The following is a 22,996-nucleotide window of genomic DNA, read 5'->3' on the forward strand; positions in this document are numbered from 1 at the left end:
TTAGCTGCGTCGCTCGGACCAGGGCGGCCCCTGTTGCTCGTGGTGGTAGCGCGACATGCAGGATTCCTTACATTTCGTAATGCAGGCAATCCCTGGCCGGCTCAACCGGATAAGGTGCCTGCTCTTTAGAACAGTCTTGGTGTGCCCACCCAGACGACCACCGACTCGATGCGCGCGGTGTTCACCCAACTGTGCGGCACCGTCGATTCGTAATGCGCGCTGTCTCCCGCGTGCAACACGAACGTTTTGCCTTCCAGCGTCAACGACACTTCGCCGTCGATCACATAAACAAACTCTTCCCCGGCATGCGTGGTGACTTCAGAGCGCTTCTGCCCGGGCGGCATCCTCACGAGGATCGCTTCGAGCTGACGGCCGCCCGTCACGTTGGTCAGCCGCGCAAACAGATTGGCCGAGTCCGCAAAACCGAAAAACTTCAACTGATCGCCTCGGCTCACGCAGCGTTCCTCGCTGGGTGTGTCGACGAAATACTGCACCGTGACCCCGAGTGCGTGGGCGATACCGGCCAACGATGTGATGGACGGTGACGCCAGCCCGCGCTCTACCTGCGACAAAAACGGCTTGGAAATCCCCGCCGCGGTTGCCGTGTCATCCAGCGTGCGCTTGAGCCGTTGGCGCAGCGCGCGGATCTTGCTGCCGATTTCTAGTGCCGGATTGCTTTTTTGAATTGTCGTGACCATAGCAGGAGGAAATTAGCCCGTCAAAATTTGTTTGATATAAGTAAATATGGTTTGATTGCGTCCAGGCCGGGCTTCGGGCCTTTTTAGCCCCGGTGATGCGAGAGACCACATTTCGAGACAACGCTCTATGTTGCCAGAACCGGATCTAATCCCAGCCAAATTGACCGGTTATTTCGAGAAATAGGAAACAAACGCGGTAACGGCTGCCGTATTGCCCACCGGTAACCACTTTATGCAATATGAGTATCAGGAAGATTAAAGGTATGACGCAAAAGACTATTTTCGACGGCAAGCGCCGGTGCGGCCAAGGCGTATGGCGTGTAAGGACAGGTTATTGACGTGGCATCAGTGAATTCCCTGAGTGACTCAGCATGCTTCTGTTTGCAGAATCAGCCCCGCTTGCGGAAGGGCGGGCGTGTGCACACCACACGCGAATCCGGCCGCTGTTTATCATTCCGCCCCGCAGCGATCCTGCGCGGCGGAGCACTGTCCGGCACGTTCCAACCGAACGGCAGCCGGCGTAAGGACATGACCATCACTGCCGATTTTTCTCGCCGCGGGCTTTCCGCCTGCCGCCGCGTGGCAACGCCGCTCTCTGTCGGCCTCAGAATCCCCGTTCGTCGCGACGCTTTATCATTGAGCCCGCTCCGCATGCCGGAGTCCGAGCCCGGTGTGACGCAGTGTTCCCGAAGGGGACTTCCTGCGGGGCATTTTGCGTGGCGGGCCTCGATCCCATCCCCTGGTTTATCTGCTGGTTTGGCGCTCTAGCGCGCGGATGAGCGCGCCTACGCGCTGTGTCCGCACCGTGCCTATGCGCACCGGTGACGCGCACGCTTCGCCGACTGTCTTTCCAGATTCGTTTCACGCGCCGCGCGGCCCAGATCGCGCGACGCCGCAACCGTTTGAACAAGAGGTACATGATGAATTCGTCCAATCCGCCCAGCGCACGCGTCTCGCAGACCCGTTCGTTTTCGACGGTCTTCCTGATCGAGATGTGGGAGCGTTTCGGCTACTACGGCATGGCCGCGCTGCTCGTGCTGTTCATGATCGACAAGCTGCAATTCACCGACAGCCACGCCACCCTCACATGGGGCGCATTCACGGCGCTGGTGTATGCGTCGCCGTCGATCGGCGGCTGGATCGGCGACAAGATTCTCGGCGCGCGCCGCACGATGATCTTCGGCGCCGGCGTGCTGTCCGTCGGCTACTTCATGCTGGCGCTGCCCAATGACCAACTCGCCTATATGTACGCGTCGCTCGGCGTGATCGTGGTGGGCAACGGTCTCTTCAAGGCCAACGCCGCGAATCTCGTGCGCCGTATCTATGAAGGCGACGACGCGCGTATCGACAGCGCGTTCACGATCTATTACATGGCGGTCAACATCGGCTCGACGGTGTCGATGCTCGCCACGCCATGGATCAAGGACCATTGGGGCTGGCATACGGCCTTCGCCGTCTGCTGCGCGGGGATGCTGCTGTCGGTGCTGAACTACTTCATCATGTTCCGCACGCTTGAGCATATCGGCTCCGCGCCGGACGCCGAACCGGTGCGCTGGAAGCGTGTCGGCGCGGTCGCGCTGGGCGGCCTCGCGCTCGGTGCGGCGACCATGTTCGTGCTGCAGCACAAGGCGATCGCGGTGGCTTGCGTGTACACGGCGGGCGTCGCGATTCTGGCGATCTTCGGCTATATGCTGGTGAAGTGCGAACGCTCGGAGCGCTCGGGTCTGGTCGCCGCGCTGATCCTGACCGCGCAGGTGATCCTGTTCTTCGTGTTCTACGTGCAGATGTCGACGTCGCTCACGCTGTTCGCGCTGCGCAATGTCGATCCGCGTTTCATTCTGTTCGGCCAGACGTGGTTCACCTGGAGCGCCGCGCAGTTCCAGGCGCTCAACCCGATCTGGATCATGTTGCTGAGCCCGGTGCTCGCGCTGCTGTATACGAAGCTCGCGAAGAGCGGCAAGGACGTGCCGGTGGCGGTGAAGTATGCGTTCGGTTTCGCGGTGGTCGCGGCCGGCTTCTTCGTCTACGCGGCGAGCGGTAATTACGCGGTGAACGGACGCGTGTCGTCGTGGTTCATGGTGGGCGGCTACGGGCTGTATTCGCTCGGCGAATTGCTGGTGAGCGGTCTGGGGCTTGCCATGATCGCGCGCTACGTACCGGCGCGCATGAGCGGTTTCATGATGGGCGCTTACTTCGTGGCGACTGGCGTGTCGCAATATCTGGGCAGCGTGGTCGCGAACTTCGCGCAGATGCCGGCGGGCGATATGGATCCGCTCGAATCGTTGCCGCTTTATACGAAGCTGTTTACTGGCCTTGGTTGGCTCGCGGCAGTGGGCGCGCTGGTGGCGGTTCTGTTGCTGCCGTTGATGCGCAAGCTTTCGCGCGAACATCAGCGTTGCAGCGATGAGGCGCGTGAGAGCGCTCGGCAGACGGCGGCGTTGAATGGGGTGGTGGCGGAGTAATCCGCTGGAGTGGTGAACGCGGCGCGCGCCACGGGGCGTGCGTCGGCTAGGGCTAGATGGCTTTTTCGTGCCCGCAACCAGACTCACTGTAAGGCTTAAAAATCGCTTCGACTGTAAGGGCGAACCGCACTAACGAAGACCTCTTTACAAGTTATGCGGATATCGAGACCGACATTCGGCACAAGATCCACCTTGATCAATCCATCCGGCATCGCGGACAAGGACATGTCCATAATTGTGGCCTCTTCGAGCATGGCGTCTACGTCAATCTCTGAGGTTCGAATGTCCAGGCAATCGAGCACGACGAGGTGATCGGGGCGATCCGCAACCGGAGGCGCGCCATAGCGGTTATGAAGCACTTCCAGTTGGATATCCACGAGCTCACGCGTGCGGCCGCCCGGCAATGGCCGCCCGTCGACGCCTTCGCGCGATTGCCGACACCTCCGCATACAGAAGGACCGCACGGCCGAATCGTGAAAAGATGGGTATCCCCCCAGAATCACCGCAAGCCATGCGCCGTTTTTTGCCAGGTCCCACCCCCAAGTCTTGTTTGAACTGTCCATCGCTCTCCTTTTTTGTGGGTTGGGTGTTATCTACAGTTAATGGGAGACATTGGGATATGAACGTTATCTCTCTTCCCGTCGACGAAATTATGACCGTGTACTTCCCCATGACTCTCATGATATTGGGCGCAAAGGCTGCCATTTGAATCGAAGTAATCTACGTCAAGACCATTCGGGTTGATGCGGTATCCGCCCGGTTCGTTGCCCGTCATCCCAACGCCACGCGCGGCGAGCTCCTCTGTATCGTTAGCAGGCATATCCGGCGCGTACTCAAAAGGCAGCGCGTCACCAAGCGGCGTGTGTGTATCGCCGCCATCGTAGACCATGTGCTCGCCACCATCCTCCGCGCCGGAGTTCATGCCAGGTGCGGCACCCACCACGGCCTCGATCGCGCCTGGCAGCCCACCGCCTCCGCCACTTGCAGCCATCGTCCCGCGTGCAGTCGTAAGCATGGCTTCCTGGGTCTCCGGATCATACGGGCCCGACAGGATCGGCTCGCCGTTGAAAGACAGCGGGCCTGAACCTGCCCCCGCGAAGGTCGCCCACTTCTGGCCGCTGCCACAGTATCCGCCACCGCCCGTCGGCCATCTCAGCGGCGCGGGCGTAGGACGGGATACCTTGCCCGGTGAGTCTTCTTCACGATTGATGACGGGCACCAGCCGACCGTTTGCCACTGCCTCCCGAAGCATGCGCTGGACCCCTGCGTTATCGGTTGGCAGGTTCCAGTGGGACACATTCATGGCCTCGCTCAGGAACGATCGAATCGCGCGCAGTGCCGCTCCTCCGGTCACGGTTCTCAGGTCGCTGGTTGGCCGGAAGTACCAGTCAAAATCGTTCCGGTCCCGTTCAAGCTGCTTATGCTCGCTGCTCCGCACGAAAAAAATCCATTCTCCAGACGGGCTGAGGTAATCGCTGGCGGGAAGCAACGTACATTGCCAACCGTTCGCCAGCGGGACCGAAAGCGTATTCCAGTGCGACATAGGCAGACCTGCTTTACTTGTTCTGAGAGGAAGTTCCGGACCCGCTTAGCGCGTCAACACATCGCCAGGTCGCTTCCTTGGTGACCGCGTAAACCTGGCAGATTGCCGGATGTCCATGTTTTTGGGATATTTGTCGTTTCTTCCGGGCGGAGGAATGCTCGGTTGGCCCGCTTGTCTCGGCGGAAAAAGCCGACCTAGGCGGGTCGGCCTTCCTACAGTCCGTTAGCGGTGTTTCATCCACCTTCACGATCGTCGGCAGAGGTAAGCTAGCGGTTGCCATTGGTCTTTTCAAAATAACCGCTCCCCGGACACTCAAGGTAACCACCCGGATGGAAATCCATATCGCGGTCGAAGGTCATCACGATCTGTCCGGACAGATCTATCGGCAGTTGCGAGCCGGCATTCTTGAAGGGCGCCTCGCCGGCGGCACGCGCCTGCCGTCCACGCGCGATCTCGCCACGCAACTGGGCGTGTCGCGCAAGACCACGCTCGACGTGTTCGAACGGCTGCTCTCCGAAGGCTATCTGAGCGCGCGTGGCGGCTCGGGCACCTTCGTCGCCGATGGCCTGGAGCGTCTGCCGGTGGAGCGCTCCGCGCATGCGCGGGCGGCGGAGTCGTCGCGCGAGCGGGCCAAGGCAAAGGCCGCTGCTCGCGCCCAGCCGCTGTGGGAGGAGATGCCCGAGAGCTTGCCGTTGCCGCGGCCTTCGGTGGCGTCGCCGCAGGACTTCGTCGGCGGCGCGACCGACAAGACGCTGTTTCCCTTCGACGTCTGGCGCCGCTGCGTGAACCACGCGTTGCGTGCGCAAGCGCGCGGCCCCGGCATCTATCGCGACACGGCCGGCGAGCAGGAGCTGCGCCTCGCGATCTCGCGCTACCTGGCCTTCAACCGCGCCGTCGCGAGCAACTGGGAAGACGTGATCGTCACGCAAGGCGCGCAGCATGCGCTCGATCTGCTGGCGCGCATTACCCTGCGTGCCGGCGAAGTCGCGGCGATCGAGGACCCCGGATATACGCCGGCGCATGCATGCCTGAAGGCCACCGGCGCGCGCGTGGTGCCCGTGCCGGTGGATGCCGAAGGGCTGATCGTCAGCAAGCTGCCGGACAAGGCGCGGCTCGTCTACGTGACGCCTTCGCACCAGTTTCCGCTCGGTATGCCGATGAGCCTCGAGCGCCGCGTCGAGTTGCTCGAATGGGCGCAGAAACGCGGCGCGGTGATCATCGAAGACGACTACGACTGCGAGTACCGTTTCGAAGGCCGGCCGATGGAGCCGCTGAAAAGCCTCGACCGCGCCGGACTCGTCGCCTACGTCGGCACGTTTTCGAAGACGATCTTTCCGGAACTGCGAGTCGGCTACGTGGTGCCGCCGGCCTCGCTCTATGGCCCGCTCATCAAGGCGCGCCAGATTGGCGACTGGCACGGCTGCACGCTCACGCAAACCGCGCTCGCGTCGTTCATGCTCAACGGTGATTTCGCCAAGCATCTGCGGCGCATGCACAAGACCTATGCGGCGCGCCGCCAGATGTTGCTCGACCATCTGCATGGCGGCCTCGCGCCCTGGTTCGAACCGATCGTGCCGACGGCCGGCATCCACATGGCGGCGCGTCTGAAAGCGCCGTTGACGGAAGAAGCGGTGGTGAACGCGGCGCGTGAAGCATCGATCGGCTTGTATGGTCTCGCGCCGTTTCATCTGCGCGTGAAGGCGCAGCCGGGTCTGATGTTCGGCTACGGCAATATCGCGGTCGAGCACATCGACACCGCGCTCACGAAGCTCGCTAGCATCCTGTCGCGGCTCACGCGGTAAGTTGGCGAGTCGCTTGGGCATATTACTTAAGGCTATCTAATGCCATACAAAGCATTGTCATAAACCCACCGTACTCTTGCGCCTCTGGAATTGTTTGTAGTGCACAGCCGGCCCGATGGACCGGCACGGCAACACAACGAACCGAGGGCGGCAAGGATACGAGTGACTTTGATGGCAGGAAAGCGGCTGCGCGCGCGTGGCGTGATCGGCGCATTGGCGGAAGACAAGTCGCTCGGCCTCGAGCGCACGCGACGCTGATCGCGGCGGCGCGCAAGGAATTCCCCAACACCATGTTGCTCGACGACTGCGACACGATCCAGGGCACCGCGCTCGCCGACTATCAGGCGCAGGTCGCGCCGGTCGATTGCAAGACCACGCTCGACGTCTATAAGGTCATGAATCTGCTGAAGTACGACGCGGGCACGATCGGCAATCACGAGTTCAACTACGGCCTGCCGTTTCTCGCGCAAGTGACCGGCAGCGCGTTCGACGTGCCGAACATGAGCCCGGTTGCGTCGCAGCCGGCCTGCGCGGGACCGAACTTTCCGTTGGTGCTCTCCAACGTGCTCGGCGCGAAATCGCAGCAGCCGATCTTCAAGCCCTACACGATCCTCGAACGCGCGATCACGGCCACGACGCCCGACGGCAAGACCGTCAGCGCGCCGGTGAAGATCGGCGTGATCGGCTTCACGCCGCCCGCCATCATGACGTGGGACAAACGCTGGCTCGACGGCAACGTCTACACGCAAGGGCTCGTGGAAAGCGCGTCGAAGTACGGGCCGGAAATGAAGGCGAAGGGCGCGCAGATCATCGTGGCGATGTCGCATGGTGGGCTCGACAACTCGGCCTATTCGCCGTCGATGGAAAACGGCAGCTACTATCTGTCCAAAGTGCCCGGCATCGATGCGATGCTGATCGGCCACTCGCATCAGGTTTTCCCCGATAGAAACAGCACGGTCACGCATTTCAACCTGCCGGGCGTCGACAAGGTGAAGGGCACCGTCAACGGCGTGCCGACCGTGATGGCGAATTTTTGGGGCAAACATCTCGGCGTGATCAAGCTCGCGCTGAACTAGGCCAACGGCACGTGGACGGTGGATCGCAACGCGAGCACCGCGGAAGCCCGGTCGATCCAGAACGCGGACAACAGCTACGTAGCCGTCGATCAGGCGGTCTCGCAGGCAATCGCCGTCGAACACGTCGCGACCATCAACTATGTGAAAACGCCGATTGGCACGACGGATTTCCGCATGACCACCTACTTTGCCGATGTGGGCGACGTGTCGGCCATCGAGATCGTCAACCAGGCGCAGGCGGCCTACACGCAGGACTACATCAACGCGAATCTGCCGCAATATGCGGGCATTCCGGTGCTGTCGGTGAGCGCGCCGTTCAAGAGCGGCTTCGGCGGCGGTAACGATTTCACCGACGTCGCGCAAGGCAACGTGGCGATCAACAACGCCGCCGACCTCTACCTGTACCCGAACACGATCTGCGCGGTGAAGGTGACGGGCGCCGATCTGAAGGGGTGGCTCGAAACCGCGGCGAAGCGTTTCAACACGATCGATCCGGCCAACACGGTGGCGCAGGCCCTCGTCAGCACGTATCCCGGCTATAACTTCGACATGATCACGTCGAAGGATTTCAGCTACGAAATCGACGTGACGCAGGCAGTCGGCAGCCGGATTCGCGACCTGAAATATCAGGGCGTGGCGATCTCGGATACGCAGTCGTTCATCGTCGCGACCAACAACTATCGCGCGAGCGGCGGCGGAAATTTCCCGGGGCTCGACGGCAGCAAGACGATTTACGCGTCGCCGGATGCGAGCCGCGATGTGCTGATCGCCTACATCAAGAAAGCGCAGTCCATCAAAGCGGCGAGCAACGGCGGCGATCGTAGCTGGCGCTTCACGAAGGTAGCGACGGCCGGTCCGGTGACCTTCCTGTCGGCGCCGAACCTGACGGCGCTCGCGCAGGCCAACGGCATCGCCAACGTCGCCCAGATCCAGGCCGACGACGGCACCGGCAAGGGTCTCGCGGTCTACTCCGTGAATCTCAACCAATGAACGCGCGCCTCTCTTTGACGCTGGCGGCGGCCGTGGCCATCTGCGTCGGGACGCTCGCCACGGTGGCGGCCACGCGCGTGTCCGACGTGCAGATCGACGACTGGCAGATGCAAGGCACCCCGACGCATGCGGCCTGGCCGCTGTGGCAGTTGCGGCTGACCTCGGCGTTCGGCAACGCGGCTGCGCGCGAAGCGCTCGCGGACGTGCTGGTGAGTTCGCCGCAGATCGACGAGCAACGCGAAGGCGTCGAGCTTTACCGGCAACTCGCACTCGACGGCGCGCCGCGCGCGCAAGCCACGTTCGGGCATCTGCTGTTGCGCGGGTTGTCCGGCGTCGCGCCGGACTACGTGGAAAGCCGCCGTTGGCTGACGCTGGCGGCATCGCATGATTCACGCGATGCCCAGGCGGCCTACGATCTCGCGACGCTCTATCGCAACGGTTACGGTGTGGCGCGCGACGCCGGCCTGGCGATTCGCTGGCTCGAACAGGCGGCGCAAGCGGGCCTGCCGCTCGCGCAGTTCCAGCTTGCCAACGAGTATCGCTTCGGCGCGACGCGGCCGCACGACGACGCGTTGGCGCTGCAATGGCTCACGCGCGCGGCCAATGCGGAGTTACCCGAAGCCAACCTCGCGCTGGCGATGGCTTATCGCAACGGCGAGCTCGGCATGGCGCGCGACGAAAACGAGTATTGGGCTCACGTGAAGGAAAGCGAACACGATCTCAAACACGTCAGCCGGCAGTAAAAGTGTTTTGACTCCCGCCCGCGATTTTCTGTCGCAGGGCGAGATTGGCCGCCCCCTGCAGCGCTTTTCGCTGCAGGGGCGTGTTTTTTCCGCCGCATGGAAGGCGGTGACGAGCGAGCCGTGACGTGTTTTTTTACGATGCTCGAGCGATCCACCGGCCATCGTCCGTGCAGAAAGTGCCGTTATTCATGCATCGAAATGACTTGTAACGCACGTTACGTGTTGGTGTTGCCAGGCCCCTCGACGCACGTTTACCCGCTAAAACAAGCATCAAAATGTGTTGCGCAGTCTGCGCCGCGCAACAAACCTTCGCTGTTATACATAAAAGAGTCGCGCAAATCGTATTAGCGCTTGTAGAATCCGGCGTTGAAGCGTGCACATACCGTGTGCGCTTCGTGCAATTCACTGACCACAACAGGTAGGAGAAACATGCCGACTTCCGCAAAAAAGGTGGCCAAGAAGGCTGCTGCCCCGGTACCGACCAAGAAGGTTGCTGCAAAGAAAGTTCCTGCGAAGAAGGCCGTCGCAGCTAAGAAGGTCGCCGTGAAGGCGTCCAGCGCTCCGTCGCCGATCAAGGACACCTTCACGAAGGCCTCGCTGGCTGCACACGTCGCTGAACGCGCTGCTGTGGAACCGAAGACCGCCAAGGCTGTTCTGGCCGCGCTCGAAGACACGATCCTCGGCGCCGTGCATAAGAAGGGCGCTGGCGAATTCACGCTGTCGGGTCTTCTGAAGATCGTCGTGCAAGCTGTGCCGGCGAAGAAGAAGCGCTTCGGCAAAGACCCGTTCTCGGGCGAAGAGCGTTGGTTCCCGGCCAAGCCGGCTAGCGTGCGCATCAAGGCACGTCCGCTGAAGAAGCTGAAAGATGCAGCTGCAGGCTGATCGCGCTTCACGCGTTGCCGTTGTTTAACAATGGCTGACGTTTGAGACGCTTCGAAGGAAGTCCCCTTGGGGACGATCCGCAGTGCACGTTGTCCGAATCCCCGTGGGTGCAAATCCACGGGGATTTTTTATGCGCGCTGTTAGCGTATTGTGGTGTCGCTGGGCCGTCTCGTGGACTGATCCGCAGAAGCACCGCGGTGCCGCACATGCACCGTACTAGCGCATCATGGGCCGCCGCAGTACGATGGCATCGAAGCCATGCCGGCCGGGATGCGCTATTCGCGTGCATGCAACCTGTGTAGTCCGCGAAAAGCTCAATGGCATAGCGCTTGCTTGATCGATTGTCGAACACCGAATGCGCAGCGCATTCGCCTTCTATCCGACAACAAGAGCGGGGCGTGATATGCGATGCTATGACGAGATGCGTCATCATGACGATGCCGTGCGGCCACACTACGCGCGCTTTGAGCGGTGGCTGGTGAAGCAGGGCAACGAGGCGATCGCGCGCAAGCGTGCGGAAGCCGACCTGCTGTTTCGCCGGGTCGGCATCACCTTCGCGGTGAACGGCGACCTGTCCGGCACTGAGCGGCTGATCCCCTTCGACCTGATTCCGCGCATCATTCCGCGCAGCGAATGGCAGACGTTGGAGGCCGGTTTGCGCCAGCGGGTGCAGGCGCTCAATCTGTTCATCCACGACGTCTATCACGACCGCAACATCGTGCGCGCCGGTATCGTGCCGGCCGAGCAGGTGTATACCAACGCGCAATACCGGCCTGAAATGCAGGGCGTGAATGTGCCGCTCGGTGTTTACGCGCATATCGCCGGTGTCGACGTGGTGCGCGCGGGCGACGAGGGCGAGTTCTACGTGCTCGAAGACAACCTGCGGGTGCCGTCGGGCGTCTCCTATATGCTGGAAAACCGCAAGATGATGATGCGGCTTTTCCCCGAGCTGTTCGTGCAGAACCGCATTGCGCCGGTCGCGCATTATCCCGATCTATTGCTCGATACGCTGCGCTCGGTGGCGCCGGAAGGCGTCGACGATCCGGTCGTGGTGGTGCTCACGCCGGGCATGTACAACTCCGCGTATTTCGAGCACACCTTCCTCGCGCAGCAGATGGGCGTGGAACTGGTGGAAGGCAAGGATCTGTTCGTCGACGACAACTACGTGTTCATGCGCACCACGCAGGGACCGAAGCGCGTCGACGTGATCTACCGCCGCGTCGACGATGATTTCCTCGACCCGCTCGCCTTCCGTAACGACTCGGCGCTCGGCGTGCCGGGTCTGCTGACCGCGTATCGCGCGGGCCGCGTGGCGCTCGCGAACGCAATGGGCACCGGTATCGCCGACGACAAATCGATCTACCCGTACGTGCCGGAAATGATCGAGTTTTACCTCGGCGAGAAGCCGATCCTCAATAACGTGCCCACGTTTCAGTGCCGCAAGCCGGACGATCTGGCCTACACGCTCGCGCATCTGCCGGAGCTGGTCGTCAAGGAAGTGCACGGCGCGGGCGGCTACGGCATGCTCGTCGGACCGGCATCGACGAAAGCGGAAATCGAATCGTTCCGTGAGCGCCTGATTGCGCGGCCGGCAGGGTACATCGCGCAACCGACGCTGGCGCTTTCGGCGTGTCCGACGTTCGTCGAGGCGGGCATCGCGCCGCGCCACATCGACTTGCGTCCGTTCGTGCTGTCCGGCAAGACCGTCACGATGGTCGCCGGCGGACTCACGCGCGTGGCGTTGCAGGAGGGCTCGCTCGTCGTCAATTCGTCGCAGGGAGGCGGGACCAAAGATACGTGGATGGTCGACTGACGCGGTTGCCGATGCGGTTGCACGGGCTTCACGCAACCGCGCCCGCAACCCAACGCGCCGGGGCAGCACGCGATACGCAACACGCACGCCACCAGCGCATACGGATAACCAGCGCGGGCCTTTTACTTCGACAAGGCCTCGCGTCATCAGATACGGAACGCCGTCATGCTAAGCCGAACCGCCGATCACCTTTTCTGGATGGCCCGCTACATGGAGCGCGCGGAGAACACCGCCCGCATGCTCGATATCAACCTGAAGGCGCTGCTGTTGCCGCAGACGCCCGAGCAGGAGGCGCGCGCACAACGCTCGGTGCTGCGCATCTCCGAACTCGAAACCGCCTTTGCGCAGCGCTACGACGAACCGACCCGCGAACACGTGCTCGATTTCATGGTGGCCGATGCGACCAATCCGTCGAGTATCCATTCGTGCTTGCAGGCCGCGCGCGAAAATGCCCGCGCCGTGCGCGGCACGCTGACGACCGAGTGGTGGGAAACCATCAACGACACATGGCTCGAATTCAATGAGCGCGCTTCGTCCGGCCAGGCCGCGAGCAATCCGGGCGCGCTGTTCGAATGGGTCAAGTTCCGCTCGCATCTGTCGCGTGGCGTGACGATCGGCACTGCGCTGCAGGACGATGCATTCTTCTTCACGCAGTTGGGCACCTTTCTCGAACGCGCCGACAACACCGCGCGGATTCTCGACGTGCGCTTTGCCGACGTCGAACCGAATTCACGCGACGCCGCGCGCCAGCTCGAAGACTTCTATTACTGGACCTCGATTCTGAGCTCGGTGTCGGCGCTGGAAATTTATCGCAAGGTGTATCGCGACGTCGTCACGCCGGCGCGCGTGGTTGAACTGATGATCCTGAATCAGCAGATGCCGCGTTCGCTGCTGGCGTCGCTCGAAGGCGTCTGCGCGAATCTGGCGATGCTGCGCACCTCGGGCTCGAACCAGTGCGAACGGTTCGCCGGCAAGCTGCGCGCCGAACTCGTGTACTCCGACATCCGGCAGATTTTCGAAGCCGGCCTGCACGCCTATCTGACGCAGTTCCTCGCTCGCGTGTTCGAGCTGGGCAATCTGGTTGCGCGTACCTATCTGATGTTGCCAGTCGCCTGACGGAGTTTCTTTATGTACCTGACGATCCGCCACGACACGTCCTATCGCTACGAAGCGACTGTCCATTATTCGATCCAGCAACTGCGTCTGACGCCGGCGAGCGGCGCCTCACAGGTCGTGCGGCGCTGGAGCATCGACGCGCCTGGAAAGCTCGACGCGACCTTCGATGCCTACGGCAACGTGCTGCACACGCTCGTCATCAACAAGCCTCATAGCGAGATTCGTCTACACGTGGCCGGCGAAGTGGACACGATCCCGCTGATCGATGGCCATTTGCCCGACGCCGTCGGCCCGATTCCGCTCGAGCATTTCACCTGCTCGACGCGGCTGACCGAGGCCGATGCCGCGGTCCGCGAACTGGCCGAATCGGTGCCGACCTTGACGAGCTCGGCGAATCTGATCGCGCTGTCCGAACAGATCGTGCAGCGCGTGAAGTACAACACGGGCATTACCGAAGTCACCAGCACGGCCGCCCAGGCGCTCGCGCTCGGCAACGGCGTGTGCCAGGACCACGCGCATCTGATGCTCGCGTGCTGCCGCGCGCGCGGCATCCCGGCGCGCTACGTGAGCGGCTATATCGAACCCGGCGAGGTGACGCACGGCGCGAGCCATGCCTGGGTGGACGTGTGGCTCGAAGGCAAGGGCTGGATTTCCATCGACGTCACGCACGCCGCGTTTGCCAGCGAAATCTACTGCCGCCTCGCCGTCGCGCGGGACTATGAAGCGGCCGCGCCGGTGCGTGGCCGGCGTATCGGCGGGCTGGAAGAGCAGCTGAAAGTGTCCGTTAAGGTCAGCTCGCAGCTGTCACAATAGAGGCAGACGAGGGCGGGCCGTGGAGACTGCCCTGAAGGCGCGAGCGAGCGCCAGCCCTCATAACCATTCAGATCAGGCCCGCAAAGGCCGATAAACGGGGTATAGCGGGATAGGGCGCATGCGCGCCGCATTACAATAGCGCCGTTCAGTTGTTTTTTGCGGGTACCTTTCCTTATGACTTACTGTGTAGCGATGTCCGTCGACGACGGTCTCGTGTTCCTCTCGGACACGCGCACCAATGCGGGCGTCGATCACATCAGCACCGCGCGCAAGATGTCGGTGTTCGAGCAGCCGGGCGAGCGGATGCTCACGTTGCTGGGCGCGGGCAACCTGTCGCTCACTCAGGCGGTGCTGCACGAGCTGTCCGAGCCCACGGATCCTTCCCAGCCCACCCTCTGGAGCGCGCCCACCATGGCCGACGCGGCCCGCGTGATCGGCCGCGCGGTGCGTTGCGTGCATCAGCGCGAGGCGGAGGCGTTGCAGGAATTCGGCGTCGACTTCAATTGCAGCTTCATCCTCGGCGGCCAGATCGCGGGCAACCGGCCGCGTTTGTTCATGATCTATGCGGCGGGGAATTTCATCGAGGCGTCGGCGGTGAATCCGTATTTCCAGATCGGCGAGGCCAAGTACGGCAAGCCGATCATCGACCGTGTGCTGACGCCGTCCACGCCGCTCGACGAAGCCGCCAAGTGCGCGCTGATCTCCATGGACTCGACGCTGCGCTCGAACCTGTCGGTTGGCTTGCCGCTCGATCTGCTGGTCTACCAGAAGGACACGCTGCGCGTCACGCGCTTCGTCTCGATCGATCACGACAATACGTACTTCGAGATGATTCACCGGACGTGGGGCGAGCGGCTACGCCAGGTGTTCGGCGAGATCCCCGATCCGGACTGGCAGGAATCGCCGAATGTGCCGCTGTTGCAGCGGGAGCGGACGCTGGTGCTGCATCGTGCGCCGGTCGGCGCTGACGGCATCGAACATGAACTCGATGCAAAGCCCGCGCAGACGTTGGCGCAGGCGGAGAGGGGCAAGGCGCAGCGAAAGTAGGCTGAGCGCGTATCCGCTTGCTTCAGCGCGCCAGCGCTTCGGCGCGTGGCATCACACCAAGGGTCGTCTGGAGCCTGAATCAGGCTTGCTGACGGCCTTTTTCATTTGCGTCGTCCCAAAGAATTCAGGAACGCAGGACGAAAAAAAACCAGCCACAGGCTTTTCGCCCGTGGCTGGTCTTCAACTGCGTGTTGCTTCAGCAGTCCGTCAAGTTCGATTAGAACTTGTGGCGGATGCCCAGGCTGACCAGTTCTTGCGAGCTGGAAGCCGAGTTGTAGCCGTACGAACCGATTGCTGCGCCTGCATCGACCAGCGTGCCGGCCGACGTGCGTTGCTGGCCGCTTGCGTGCTGATATGCGCCAACCAGGTAGACGTCCGTGCGCTTCGACAGGTTGTAGTCGCCGCCCAGGGAAACCTGGTGATACGTTGCGCTCGAATCGCCGCTAGCCTTGGTGTAGATGTAGCCCACGCCAACCAGCATTGCCGGCGTTGCCTGGTAACCCAGGTATGCGCCACCGATGTTGTACTTCTCGGTCGAACCGAAGCCCGAGTTCGCGTCCGGCTTGTACTGTGCGTTGCTGTAACGCAGGTTGGCCGTGAACGGGCCTGCGACGTATTGCACAGCGACCGAAGCGATGCCGATCGACTTGGCCGCGGCGTAGGCGCCGTTGACCTGGTTGTCGAACGTGCCGTCCGACGTGCTGCCGTTCCAGCCAGCCGTCGGCGGCGTGCCAGCGATACGGCTAGCCAGCGTGTTGCCGTTGTCAGCGCGGAAGTAACCTGCCGCGACGCTGAACGGACCCGTTGCGTACGTTGCCGCGCCCGACCACGTTTGGCCCGAACCCGTTGCGCCAGCCACGCCGCCCAGAGCGTACATGCCTTCGAACTGGAAGCCGCCCCACACCGGCGAGGTGTACTTGATGGCGCTGTTCGTGCGCGAGGAGTTGTCGTTGTTGTCGACGTCGCCCGGCGTGGTGAACGTGGAACCGAAGTAGTTGTCAGCCGTCAGCGGCTGGACCAGATCGACCAGCGGATCGTACTGACGACCCAGCGTGAACGTACCCCATTGGTCGCCCGTCAGGCCGACGTAGGCTTGACGACCGAACATCCGGCCGCCCTGAGCCAGCTTGCCGCTGTTCAGGTCAAAGCCGTTTTCCAACTGGAAGATTGCCTTCAGGCCACCGCCGAGGTCTTCCGTGCCCTTCAAGCCGAAACGGTCGCCTTGCAGGTTGCCGCCGACCAGGCCGACTTGATTCGAGTTCTTGCCGCTGGCGTCAACCGTGTTGTGAGCGTACTGGATCGATTCGTCGATCAAACCGTACAGAGTAACGCTGCTTTGAGCATGTGCCACGCCAGTGGCGCTGAGGAGCGCCAGCGAGAGGGTAGACAGTGCGATTCGTTTCATCCATTTCTCCACGCAGATGATTAGTTTCGTTGTTGCGGAAAGGAGAATAGCTCAGAGGGTCAATCGGCAAGAACTGGAAAAAAAAGAGTGTCTCCAAAAACTGACAAACCACGCAAAGCCTTGTATTTAAAGCGCGTTAACGATTATTTCTGTTTCCGCAACATTTAATCGTTGACTCAGCATTATTGTTGTTTTGTTGACAGTGAAGGCTTCAATACATGTACTTTCGACACTGATTTGAAGGTAAGTTGTAATGAAGTCGTCTAATTTTCCTGCTCATTTTGTAGCGTTTCTATAAAAATCGAGACCGTTCTCGCTTGACGGGACGTCTGGACAGGTTTTCATCGCTGTGAGCAGGCGCCACCGTCCAGGCTGACAGGTGCAGCCTTGGTACCGGGCTGGTTGCGACATGAGGTTTAGTGTTCGCTGCCGCCGTCGGCATTGCGGCGCGCAACCATCGTTGCAGCGAGTCCAGCGGCGGCCGCGAATAGCACCGAGGTCCACGGATGCCGCCTCACGTAGCGGTCGGCCGCAACGGCTTTGCGGCTCGCCCCGACCAGCGTGACGGCGGCGATGCGCGTCGCTTGCGCTTCGGCCAGCACGACCGTACGGCCGACCTTGAGCGCCGTCGCTCGCGCCGACGGCCTGTTTCTGGATTGCACCCGGAAGGCCGCCGACGGCGCTGCGCCGCTGAGCGCGCCAGCCTTTGCGTCGCGCGTGGCGGGGGCGAGCGCGGCGTCGCCCGACACGGTGCGGCCGTCCGCTTCCGCGTCCGCGTGCGGCACTGCATCCGCCGCAACCGTCGATGCCGCCAGCACCGAGGCGAGCTTGGCGCGGCTGCCCGGTGGCGTGTCGTCCTGCATGCCCCAGCCTCCACGGGGATCGTGCATGCGCCCGCGCGCCGCCGAAAATTCCGCGCCGAGCAGTAGCACGGCGGCGGAGAAGTACAGCCACATCAGCAGCACGGCGAGCGAGCCGGCCGCGCCGAACGAGGTGGCCATGCCGGCGTGCGCGAGATACAGCGCGAACAGCTTCTTGCCCGCCGAAAACAGCACGGCTGCGACTATCCCGCCGACGAGCGCATCCCGCCAGCGCACGCGGGCATCCGGCAGAAACTTGAGCAAGCCGGCGAAGGCGAACGCCAGCACGAGCAGGCCGACGCCGAGTTGCAGAAGATTGCCGATCACTACATACGGCGAGTCGCCCCACAGCCATTTGCCGATGAAAGTAATGACCGTATCGAGCACCAGCGACACGATCAGCAGAAACGCCACGCCCAGCACCAGCCCGAACGAAATCAAACGCACGCGCACTAGCGCGATCACGCTCGACGAGCGCGGCCCGGTATTCGGCCAGACTATATTGAGCGCGGTATTGAGCGACGAGAAGGTCGCGGAAGCGCCGATCACCAGCGTCGCGAGCGAAATGATCGCCGCGATGCCGCCGGCGCTGCCGCTGTGATGCGCGTTTTCGACGATCGTCTGGACGCCCGCGGCGGCCTGGTCGCCGAGCAATCCGTGGATATGGTTGAACAACTCGCCACGCGCGGCTTCGGCGCCGAAGAACCAGCCGGCCACGGCGATCACCATGACCAGCGTGGGCGCGAGCGAGAACGCGGCATAGAAGGCGATGCTGGCGGCCATGGCCGCGCAGCGGTCTTCGGCGAACTGTTTGAAGGCGCCGATGGCCCAGTTGGCCTGCTTGCGGGCCACCAGTTGGAGGTTCTCGGCGGAAAGCGTGTCGATGTCCATGGTCGTGTTTCCCAATGGGTGCTGCGCCGTGCGGGCAATACGAGGTGGCGGGAGCGGACCGGGGCGGACTGCTCAAGCAGCTTCGCCGCAGTCTTCGCGTTAAAGCCTTTCGCAAACCTTGTGCCTGTCACTATAACAAGCGCGACCGGCTTGCGCCGCCACCGTGCCGGGCCGCGCACCTCGGGCGAGGAGTGCCGTTAGAATGCCGAGGGATCCTCATACACTTTTGCTCACTATGCACTCGCACGAACTCGTACAGCGGCTGGACGTCATTGCAGCGGAACAATTGGGTGCGCATTTGCCTGCGCATGTGGTCGAGCAGTTGCCGGCACAAGGCGTAACGGTTTTCTGCGTCACCGACGACGCGTCGGACACCGCCGCATTCAGCGCGCGCTACGGCTTCGGTCTGGAAGACTGCGCGAACACGATCGTCATCCGCTACAGGAAAGAGGGCGCCGAGCATTACGCGGCGGTGGTCTCGCTGGGTTCGCTGCGGCTCGACATCAACGGCGCGGTGAAGGCGGCGCTGGGCGCGCAGCGGCTTTCGTTCGCCAAGCGGGAAGCGGCGGTGGAGCACAGCGGCATGGAGTTCGGCGGTATCACCGCTTTCGGCTTGCCGGACGATTGGCGCATTCTCGTCGATGCCGCCGTCATGGAGCGGACCCAGATCGTCATGGGCGCGGGCGTGCGAGCGGCCAAGCTATTGCTGGCGCCTGATGTATTGCGTCAGTGGCCGCGCTGCGAAGTCGCCTCGCTGACGCTGCCGGCGGAGTGAGACCAAGCTCGATCCGCAAGCACGACATCAAATTGAGCGAAGGGCGCCGCCGCACGCGTGTCTCTTGGTAAGCGGAGCCAGCCGGGTCATCGCTCTGGTCAGAGCCCGCGCCCTTGCCCTGACCCAGCGCCCGAAGCCGATCGGCAAAGCCTGAAGTTTTCCCCCGTTGCGCCGTTAATCCAAAGAGTGACATGAACCGCCGCGGCGTCCGCCGCGAGCGGCGCGTCGACGACAAGGACAAGGGATACGGAGATGGAACGGTTTCGCCTGAAGGTGCGGCTTTGGCTCGCACTAGCAGTCATGTGCATGGGTATTCTGGCAATCGGCCTGTGGGGCGCTTTCAAAACACGCGACACGATGATCGCCGACCGCCAGGCCGAATTGAAGAGCGTGGTCAGCGTCGCGTACAGCGTGCTGGATCGCTATAACGGCCAGGTCGCCGCGGGCACCATGCCGCTCGCCGACGCGCAACGCACGGCGATGGCCGATCTGCGCGCAATGCGCTACGACGGTGCCGGCGGCTACCTCGTGATCGAAGACGCGCATGCCCGCGTGCTGATGCACGGCGTGCGCGCCGACCTCGAAGGCAAGGACATGAGCGGCTTCACCGACCCGCAAGGGCGCCATGTGTTCAAGGACGGCTCCGATCTCGCCCAGCGCGAAGGCGAAGGCTTCATCCACTTGCAGTTCCTGAAGCCGGGCTCCAATGAAATGGCGCCGAAGATCAACTACGTGCGGCTGTACAAGCCGTGGGACTGGACGATCGTCACCGGCGTCTTCACCGACGATATCGACGCCGCGTTTTACACGACGCTCATCCAGTATGTGGGCGCCGCGCTGCTGCTGTGTCTGGTGGTGTCGCTCGTGATCGGCGTGATCCTGCGCAGCATCTTGCGGCAACTCGGCGGCGAGCCGGCGTACGCGGCGCAGATTGCCGCGCGTATCGCCGACGGCGACCTCGACGTGATGGTGGAGACCAAGGCCGGCGACGAAACCAGCCTGCTCGCCGCGATGCAGCGCATGCAGCAGCGTCTCGCGCACGCGATCGCGCAGATCCGCGGCGGCGCGACGCTGATCTCGACGGTGTCCAACGAAATCGCCGCCGGCAATGCGGACCTGTCGCGACGCACTGAGCAGCAGGCCACCGCGCTCGGCGAAACCGCGTCGAGCATGGAGCAGATCACCGCGACCGTGAAGCAGAACGCCGACAACGCGAAGCAGGCGAGCCAGTTGGCGCATAACGCATCGGAGACGGCAGCGCGCGGCGGCGAAGTGGTCGGGCAGGTGGTCGAGACGATGCGCGGCATTTCGCAGTCGTCGCATCGGATCGGCGACATCATCGGCGTGATCGAGGGGATCGCGTTTCAGACCAACATTCTTGCTTTGAACGCTGCGGTCGAAGCGGCGCGCGCCGGCGAGGAAGGACGTGGCTTCGCCGTGGTGGCAGGCGAAGTGCGCAGCCTCGCGCAGCGTAGCGCGGCGGCCGCGAAGGAGATCAAGACGCTGATCGAAGAGTCCGCGGCGCAGATCGAAGGTGGCTCGCAGTATGTGAGCCGCGCCGGCGAAACCATGCATGAAGTCGTGCAGGCGGTGCGTCGCGTGACGGACATCATGGGCGAGATCAGCGCGGCTTCGGTGGAGCAAAGCTCGGGCATCGAGCAGGTCAACATCGCGGTGGCGAGCATGGATCAAACGACCCAGCAGAACGCAGCGTTGGTGGAAGAAGCGAGCGCGTCAGCGGATGTGCTGAAGGCGCAGACCGGGCAACTCAGCGCGGCGATTGCCGTGTTCACGCTGCCGGAAGGTCGCTGACCGGCCGCTTACGGCTGGGCGAAGTGGTTTTCCAGAATATCCGCGACACGCCACAGCGAACAGGGGCGTCGGCAATGGCCGTCGAAGCCGGCGTCTTTCAGCAGGCCGATCGGGTCGAGCGGCCAAACGTTGCTCATGGCCAGCATCAGGACGTCGGCGTTGCATCGTTCGGCGCGCGCGGTGCGCGTGAATTCATAGCTGGAAACGGCGTCGAGCCGCGTGTCGAGTAAAACCGCGTGCGGCTTCCACCACTTCAGAAAGCTTTGCACCTTGATCAGATCGGCGGCGTAGATCGCGTCGTAGCCCTTCAGCGAAAGCAGCAGCACCAGCGATTCGCCGATCGCCTTGTCACGATGTCCTATTAGAACGCGACGCGATTGCCTGGCATCCGCTGCGCTTCTGCGTTTCCAGATTGCAAACTCGGATTCGTCGTCGAGCGAAACGCGCCTTGTCACGGTGGCCTCCGAAGACTGCACGCGGAACGTCTACTGTAGTACGAAAAACCAACGTTCTCGGGAAATATTACCTTCGGTCAGTATTTGCACCAGGCGCAAATTGACGTTGGGAATCCGTCAGGTTGTGCGCACAACTTTCAGGTGTCCGTGGTGCTATTTGTCATGCAAATGCAATACCGGCCCGGCTCAACAGACGCTGGTTGCGTTCGGACAAATTCTTCATACGTAGTTCCTTGCCAGCCTTTCGATAGCGTTCGATCAAGCCTTGCAATGCCGCGAGCGCGGAATGATCGGCCAGCAGCAGATCGCGGCAGTCGACCGTGACGCGCGCGGGATCTTTTACCGGATCGAAAAGCTCGTGAAAACGCGTGGTCGATGCGAAGAACAGCGTGCCGCGCGGTGCGTAGATCCTGTCGCCGGCGCGATCTTCGACATGCGCGTGAATTTCACGAGCGTGCTGCCATGCGAAATTGAGCGCGGCGATCACGATGCCGCACAGCACGGCGATCGCCAGATCGGAGAACACGGTGATGATGGTGACCGCCACGATCACCAGCGCGTCGTTGCGCGGTACCTTGCCGAGCACGCGCAGCGAGCCCCATGCGAAAGTCTGCTGCGCGACCACGAACATCACACCGACCAGCGCCGCCAGCGGGATGCGCTCGATCAGCGGCGACAGGAACAGGATGTACATCAGGATCATCACACCGCTGACGATACCCGACAGGCGCGAACGGCCGCCAGAATTCAGATTGATCATGGTCTGGCCGATCATGGCGCAGCCGCCCATGCCGCCGAACAGACCCGAAGCGATATTCGCCGCGCCGAGCGCGAGGCATTCGCGATTCGGCTGGCCGCGCGTTTCAGTGATCTCGTCGGTCAGATTGAACGTGAGCAACGTTTCCAACAGACCGACGATCGCCATCAGCACCGCATAGGGCAGCACCACATGCAGCGTCTCCAGATTCAGCGGGACGTTCGGCATCTGCAGACTCGGCAGGCCACCCGCGATGTGCGCCATGTCGCCGAGCGTGCGCGACGGCAAATGCAGCGACTGCGTGAAGAGACCCACGCCGACGATCGCCACCAGCGCGGGCGGCGCCGCGCGTGTGAGCCGCGGCAGCAGATAGACAACCGCCATGGTCAGTGCGACGAGTCCGCACATCATCAACAGCGCGCTGCCGTGCAGCCATTGTTCGCCTTGCGGCGTGCCCTGTCTGAAGTGGGCGAGCTGCGCCATCGCGATGATGATCGCCAGCCCGTTGACGAAGCCGAGCATCACCGGATGCGGGACCATGCGGATCAGTTTGCCGAGCCGCAGCGCGCCGAACAGCACCATCAGCATGCCGCTGAGGATCACCGTCGCGAGCAGATATTGCGCACCGTGTTGCACGACGAGCGCCACGATGACCACCGCCATCGAACCGGCGGCCCCGGAAATCATGCCAGGCCGTCCGCCGAACAACGCCGTGATGGCGCAGATGAAGAAAGCGCCATACAGGCCCATCAACGGATTGAGGTGGGCGACCAACGCGAAGGCGATGCATTCCGGCACCAGCGCGAACGACGAGGTCAGTCCTGCGAGGACATTGCTTTTGATGCCGGGCAGCGTGGCGAGCCAGCCGTGAGTGGGACGAGCGGTGTTCATCTTCAGCGAGGTGGGAAGTCCGGGCAAACGGCGTGCATGCAAGCGAGACGCGCGTCGGCGGACAGATGAGTGTCCCGGCCTGGGGCGCAGCGGTGGCCGGGCAAGATTGCAAAAAGCGTGAATTTTACAGCAGTGCGGTCAGGGTGACCGGAGGCGGGCAACGCC

General features: G+C 62.6%; 17 protein-coding genes and 1 pseudogene. 11 read left to right on the top strand and 7 right to left on the bottom strand.

The annotated features are described in order from the left end of the window. Positions 1 to 125: 125 nt before the first annotated feature. Positions 126 to 698 (bottom strand): cupin domain-containing protein, encoded by a 573-nt coding sequence (locus tag PQR32_RS26775; protein ID WP_408205054.1) that lies wholly within the window; start codon positions 696 to 698, stop codon positions 126 to 128. Positions 699 to 1,618: 920 nt separating this feature from the next. Between PQR32_RS26775 and PQR32_RS26780 the strand changes: the two genes are divergently transcribed. Further along, on the top strand, positions 1,619 to 3,160 hold the full coding sequence (locus tag PQR32_RS26780) for a peptide MFS transporter (protein WP_408234115.1): 1,542 nt from the start codon (positions 1,619 to 1,621) through the stop codon (positions 3,158 to 3,160). 95 nt (positions 3,161 to 3,255) lie between these two features. Here the strand turns inward: PQR32_RS26780 and PQR32_RS26785 are convergent, their stop codons facing one another. Together PQR32_RS26785 and PQR32_RS26790 are read right to left on the bottom strand one after the other, a co-directional pair. After that, positions 3,256 to 3,723, bottom strand: a complete 468-nt coding sequence (locus tag PQR32_RS26785) for a hypothetical protein (protein ID WP_408233940.1) — start codon at positions 3,721 to 3,723, stop codon at positions 3,256 to 3,258. Positions 3,724 to 3,749: 26 nt separating this feature from the next. Beyond that, positions 3,750 to 4,703 carry a hypothetical protein gene (locus PQR32_RS26790; protein ID WP_408233943.1) on the bottom strand — a complete coding sequence of 318 codons (954 nt, stop codon included), beginning with the start codon at positions 4,701 to 4,703 and terminating at the stop codon, positions 3,750 to 3,752. Positions 4,704 to 5,032: 329 nt separating this feature from the next. Here PQR32_RS26790 and pdxR point away from each other — a divergent pair, with 329 nt between their 5' ends. The 8 genes and pseudogenes from pdxR (at position 5,033) to PQR32_RS26830 (ending at position 14,985) form a co-directional block, all read left to right on the top strand. Further along, positions 5,033 to 6,505 carry a MocR-like pyridoxine biosynthesis transcription factor PdxR gene (gene pdxR / locus PQR32_RS26795; protein WP_408233946.1) on the top strand — a complete coding sequence of 491 codons (1,473 nt, stop codon included), beginning with the start codon at positions 5,033 to 5,035 and terminating at the stop codon, positions 6,503 to 6,505. Positions 6,506 to 6,718: 213 nt separating this feature from the next. Then, positions 6,719 to 8,571, top strand: a pseudogene (locus PQR32_RS26800) (bifunctional 2',3'-cyclic-nucleotide 2'-phosphodiesterase/3'-nucleotidase); the annotation flags it as partial. Then, positions 8,568 to 9,314 (top strand): tetratricopeptide repeat protein, encoded by a 747-nt coding sequence (locus PQR32_RS26805; protein ID WP_408233949.1) that lies wholly within the window; start codon positions 8,568 to 8,570, stop codon positions 9,312 to 9,314. The pseudogene PQR32_RS26800 and the gene PQR32_RS26805, both read left to right, overlap by 4 nt. Positions 9,315 to 9,743: 429 nt before the next feature. Beyond that, on the top strand, positions 9,744 to 10,196 hold the full coding sequence (locus PQR32_RS26810) for an HU family DNA-binding protein (protein WP_007177969.1): 453 nt from the start codon (positions 9,744 to 9,746) through the stop codon (positions 10,194 to 10,196). A 403-nt stretch (positions 10,197 to 10,599) separates the two neighbouring features. Then, on the top strand, positions 10,600 to 12,009 hold the full coding sequence (locus PQR32_RS26815) for a circularly permuted type 2 ATP-grasp protein (RefSeq protein WP_408233952.1): 1,410 nt from the start codon (positions 10,600 to 10,602) through the stop codon (positions 12,007 to 12,009). Between the two features lie 165 nt (positions 12,010 to 12,174). Then, positions 12,175 to 13,125, top strand: coding sequence for an alpha-E domain-containing protein (locus tag PQR32_RS26820; RefSeq protein WP_408233955.1), 951 nt, complete (start codon positions 12,175 to 12,177; stop codon positions 13,123 to 13,125). 12 nt (positions 13,126 to 13,137) lie between these two features. Next, positions 13,138 to 13,938 (top strand): transglutaminase family protein, encoded by an 801-nt coding sequence (locus tag PQR32_RS26825; protein ID WP_408233958.1) that lies wholly within the window; start codon positions 13,138 to 13,140, stop codon positions 13,936 to 13,938. A gap of 174 nt (positions 13,939 to 14,112) precedes the next feature. Then, positions 14,113 to 14,985: a proteasome-type protease gene (locus tag PQR32_RS26830; protein ID WP_408233961.1), complete on the top strand. Its 873-nt coding sequence runs from the start codon at positions 14,113 to 14,115 to the stop codon at positions 14,983 to 14,985. A 217-nt stretch (positions 14,986 to 15,202) separates the two neighbouring features. Here the strand turns inward: PQR32_RS26830 and PQR32_RS26835 are convergent, their stop codons facing one another. After that, the gene (locus PQR32_RS26835) at positions 15,203 to 16,390 is read right to left on the bottom strand and encodes a porin (RefSeq protein WP_408233964.1); all 1,188 of its coding nucleotides are present in this window, start codon (positions 16,388 to 16,390) and stop codon (positions 15,203 to 15,205) included. Positions 16,391 to 16,806: 416 nt separating this feature from the next. After that, a complete protein-coding gene (locus tag PQR32_RS26840; RefSeq protein WP_408233967.1) occupies positions 16,807 to 18,141 on the bottom strand; it encodes a YihY/virulence factor BrkB family protein in 1,335 nt (444 codons plus the stop codon). Positions 18,142 to 18,376: 235 nt separating this feature from the next. Here PQR32_RS26840 and PQR32_RS26845 point away from each other — a divergent pair, with 235 nt between their 5' ends. Further along, a complete protein-coding gene (locus PQR32_RS26845; protein ID WP_408234118.1) occupies positions 18,377 to 18,916 on the top strand; it encodes a YbaK/EbsC family protein in 540 nt (179 codons plus the stop codon). A gap of 252 nt (positions 18,917 to 19,168) precedes the next feature. Next, complete coding sequence (locus PQR32_RS26850; RefSeq protein WP_408233970.1) at positions 19,169 to 20,728, top strand: methyl-accepting chemotaxis protein; 1,560 nt, start codon at positions 19,169 to 19,171, stop codon at positions 20,726 to 20,728. 8 nt (positions 20,729 to 20,736) lie between these two features. Here PQR32_RS26850 and PQR32_RS26855 read toward each other — a convergent pair whose 3' ends face one another. Together PQR32_RS26855 and PQR32_RS26860 are read right to left on the bottom strand one after the other, a co-directional pair. Then, entirely contained in the window at positions 20,737 to 21,183 is a 447-nt protein-coding gene (locus PQR32_RS26855) for a histidine kinase (RefSeq protein WP_408233973.1), read from the bottom strand. Between the two features lie 160 nt (positions 21,184 to 21,343). Continuing rightward, a complete protein-coding gene (locus PQR32_RS26860; RefSeq protein WP_408234121.1) occupies positions 21,344 to 22,831 on the bottom strand; it encodes a SulP family inorganic anion transporter in 1,488 nt (495 codons plus the stop codon). Between the last annotated feature and the right edge of the window lie 165 nt (positions 22,832 to 22,996).

This window comes from Paraburkholderia dipogonis, assembly GCF_046027395.1.
Taxonomy (GTDB): Bacteria; Pseudomonadota; Gammaproteobacteria; order Burkholderiales; family Burkholderiaceae; genus Paraburkholderia; species Paraburkholderia dipogonis_A.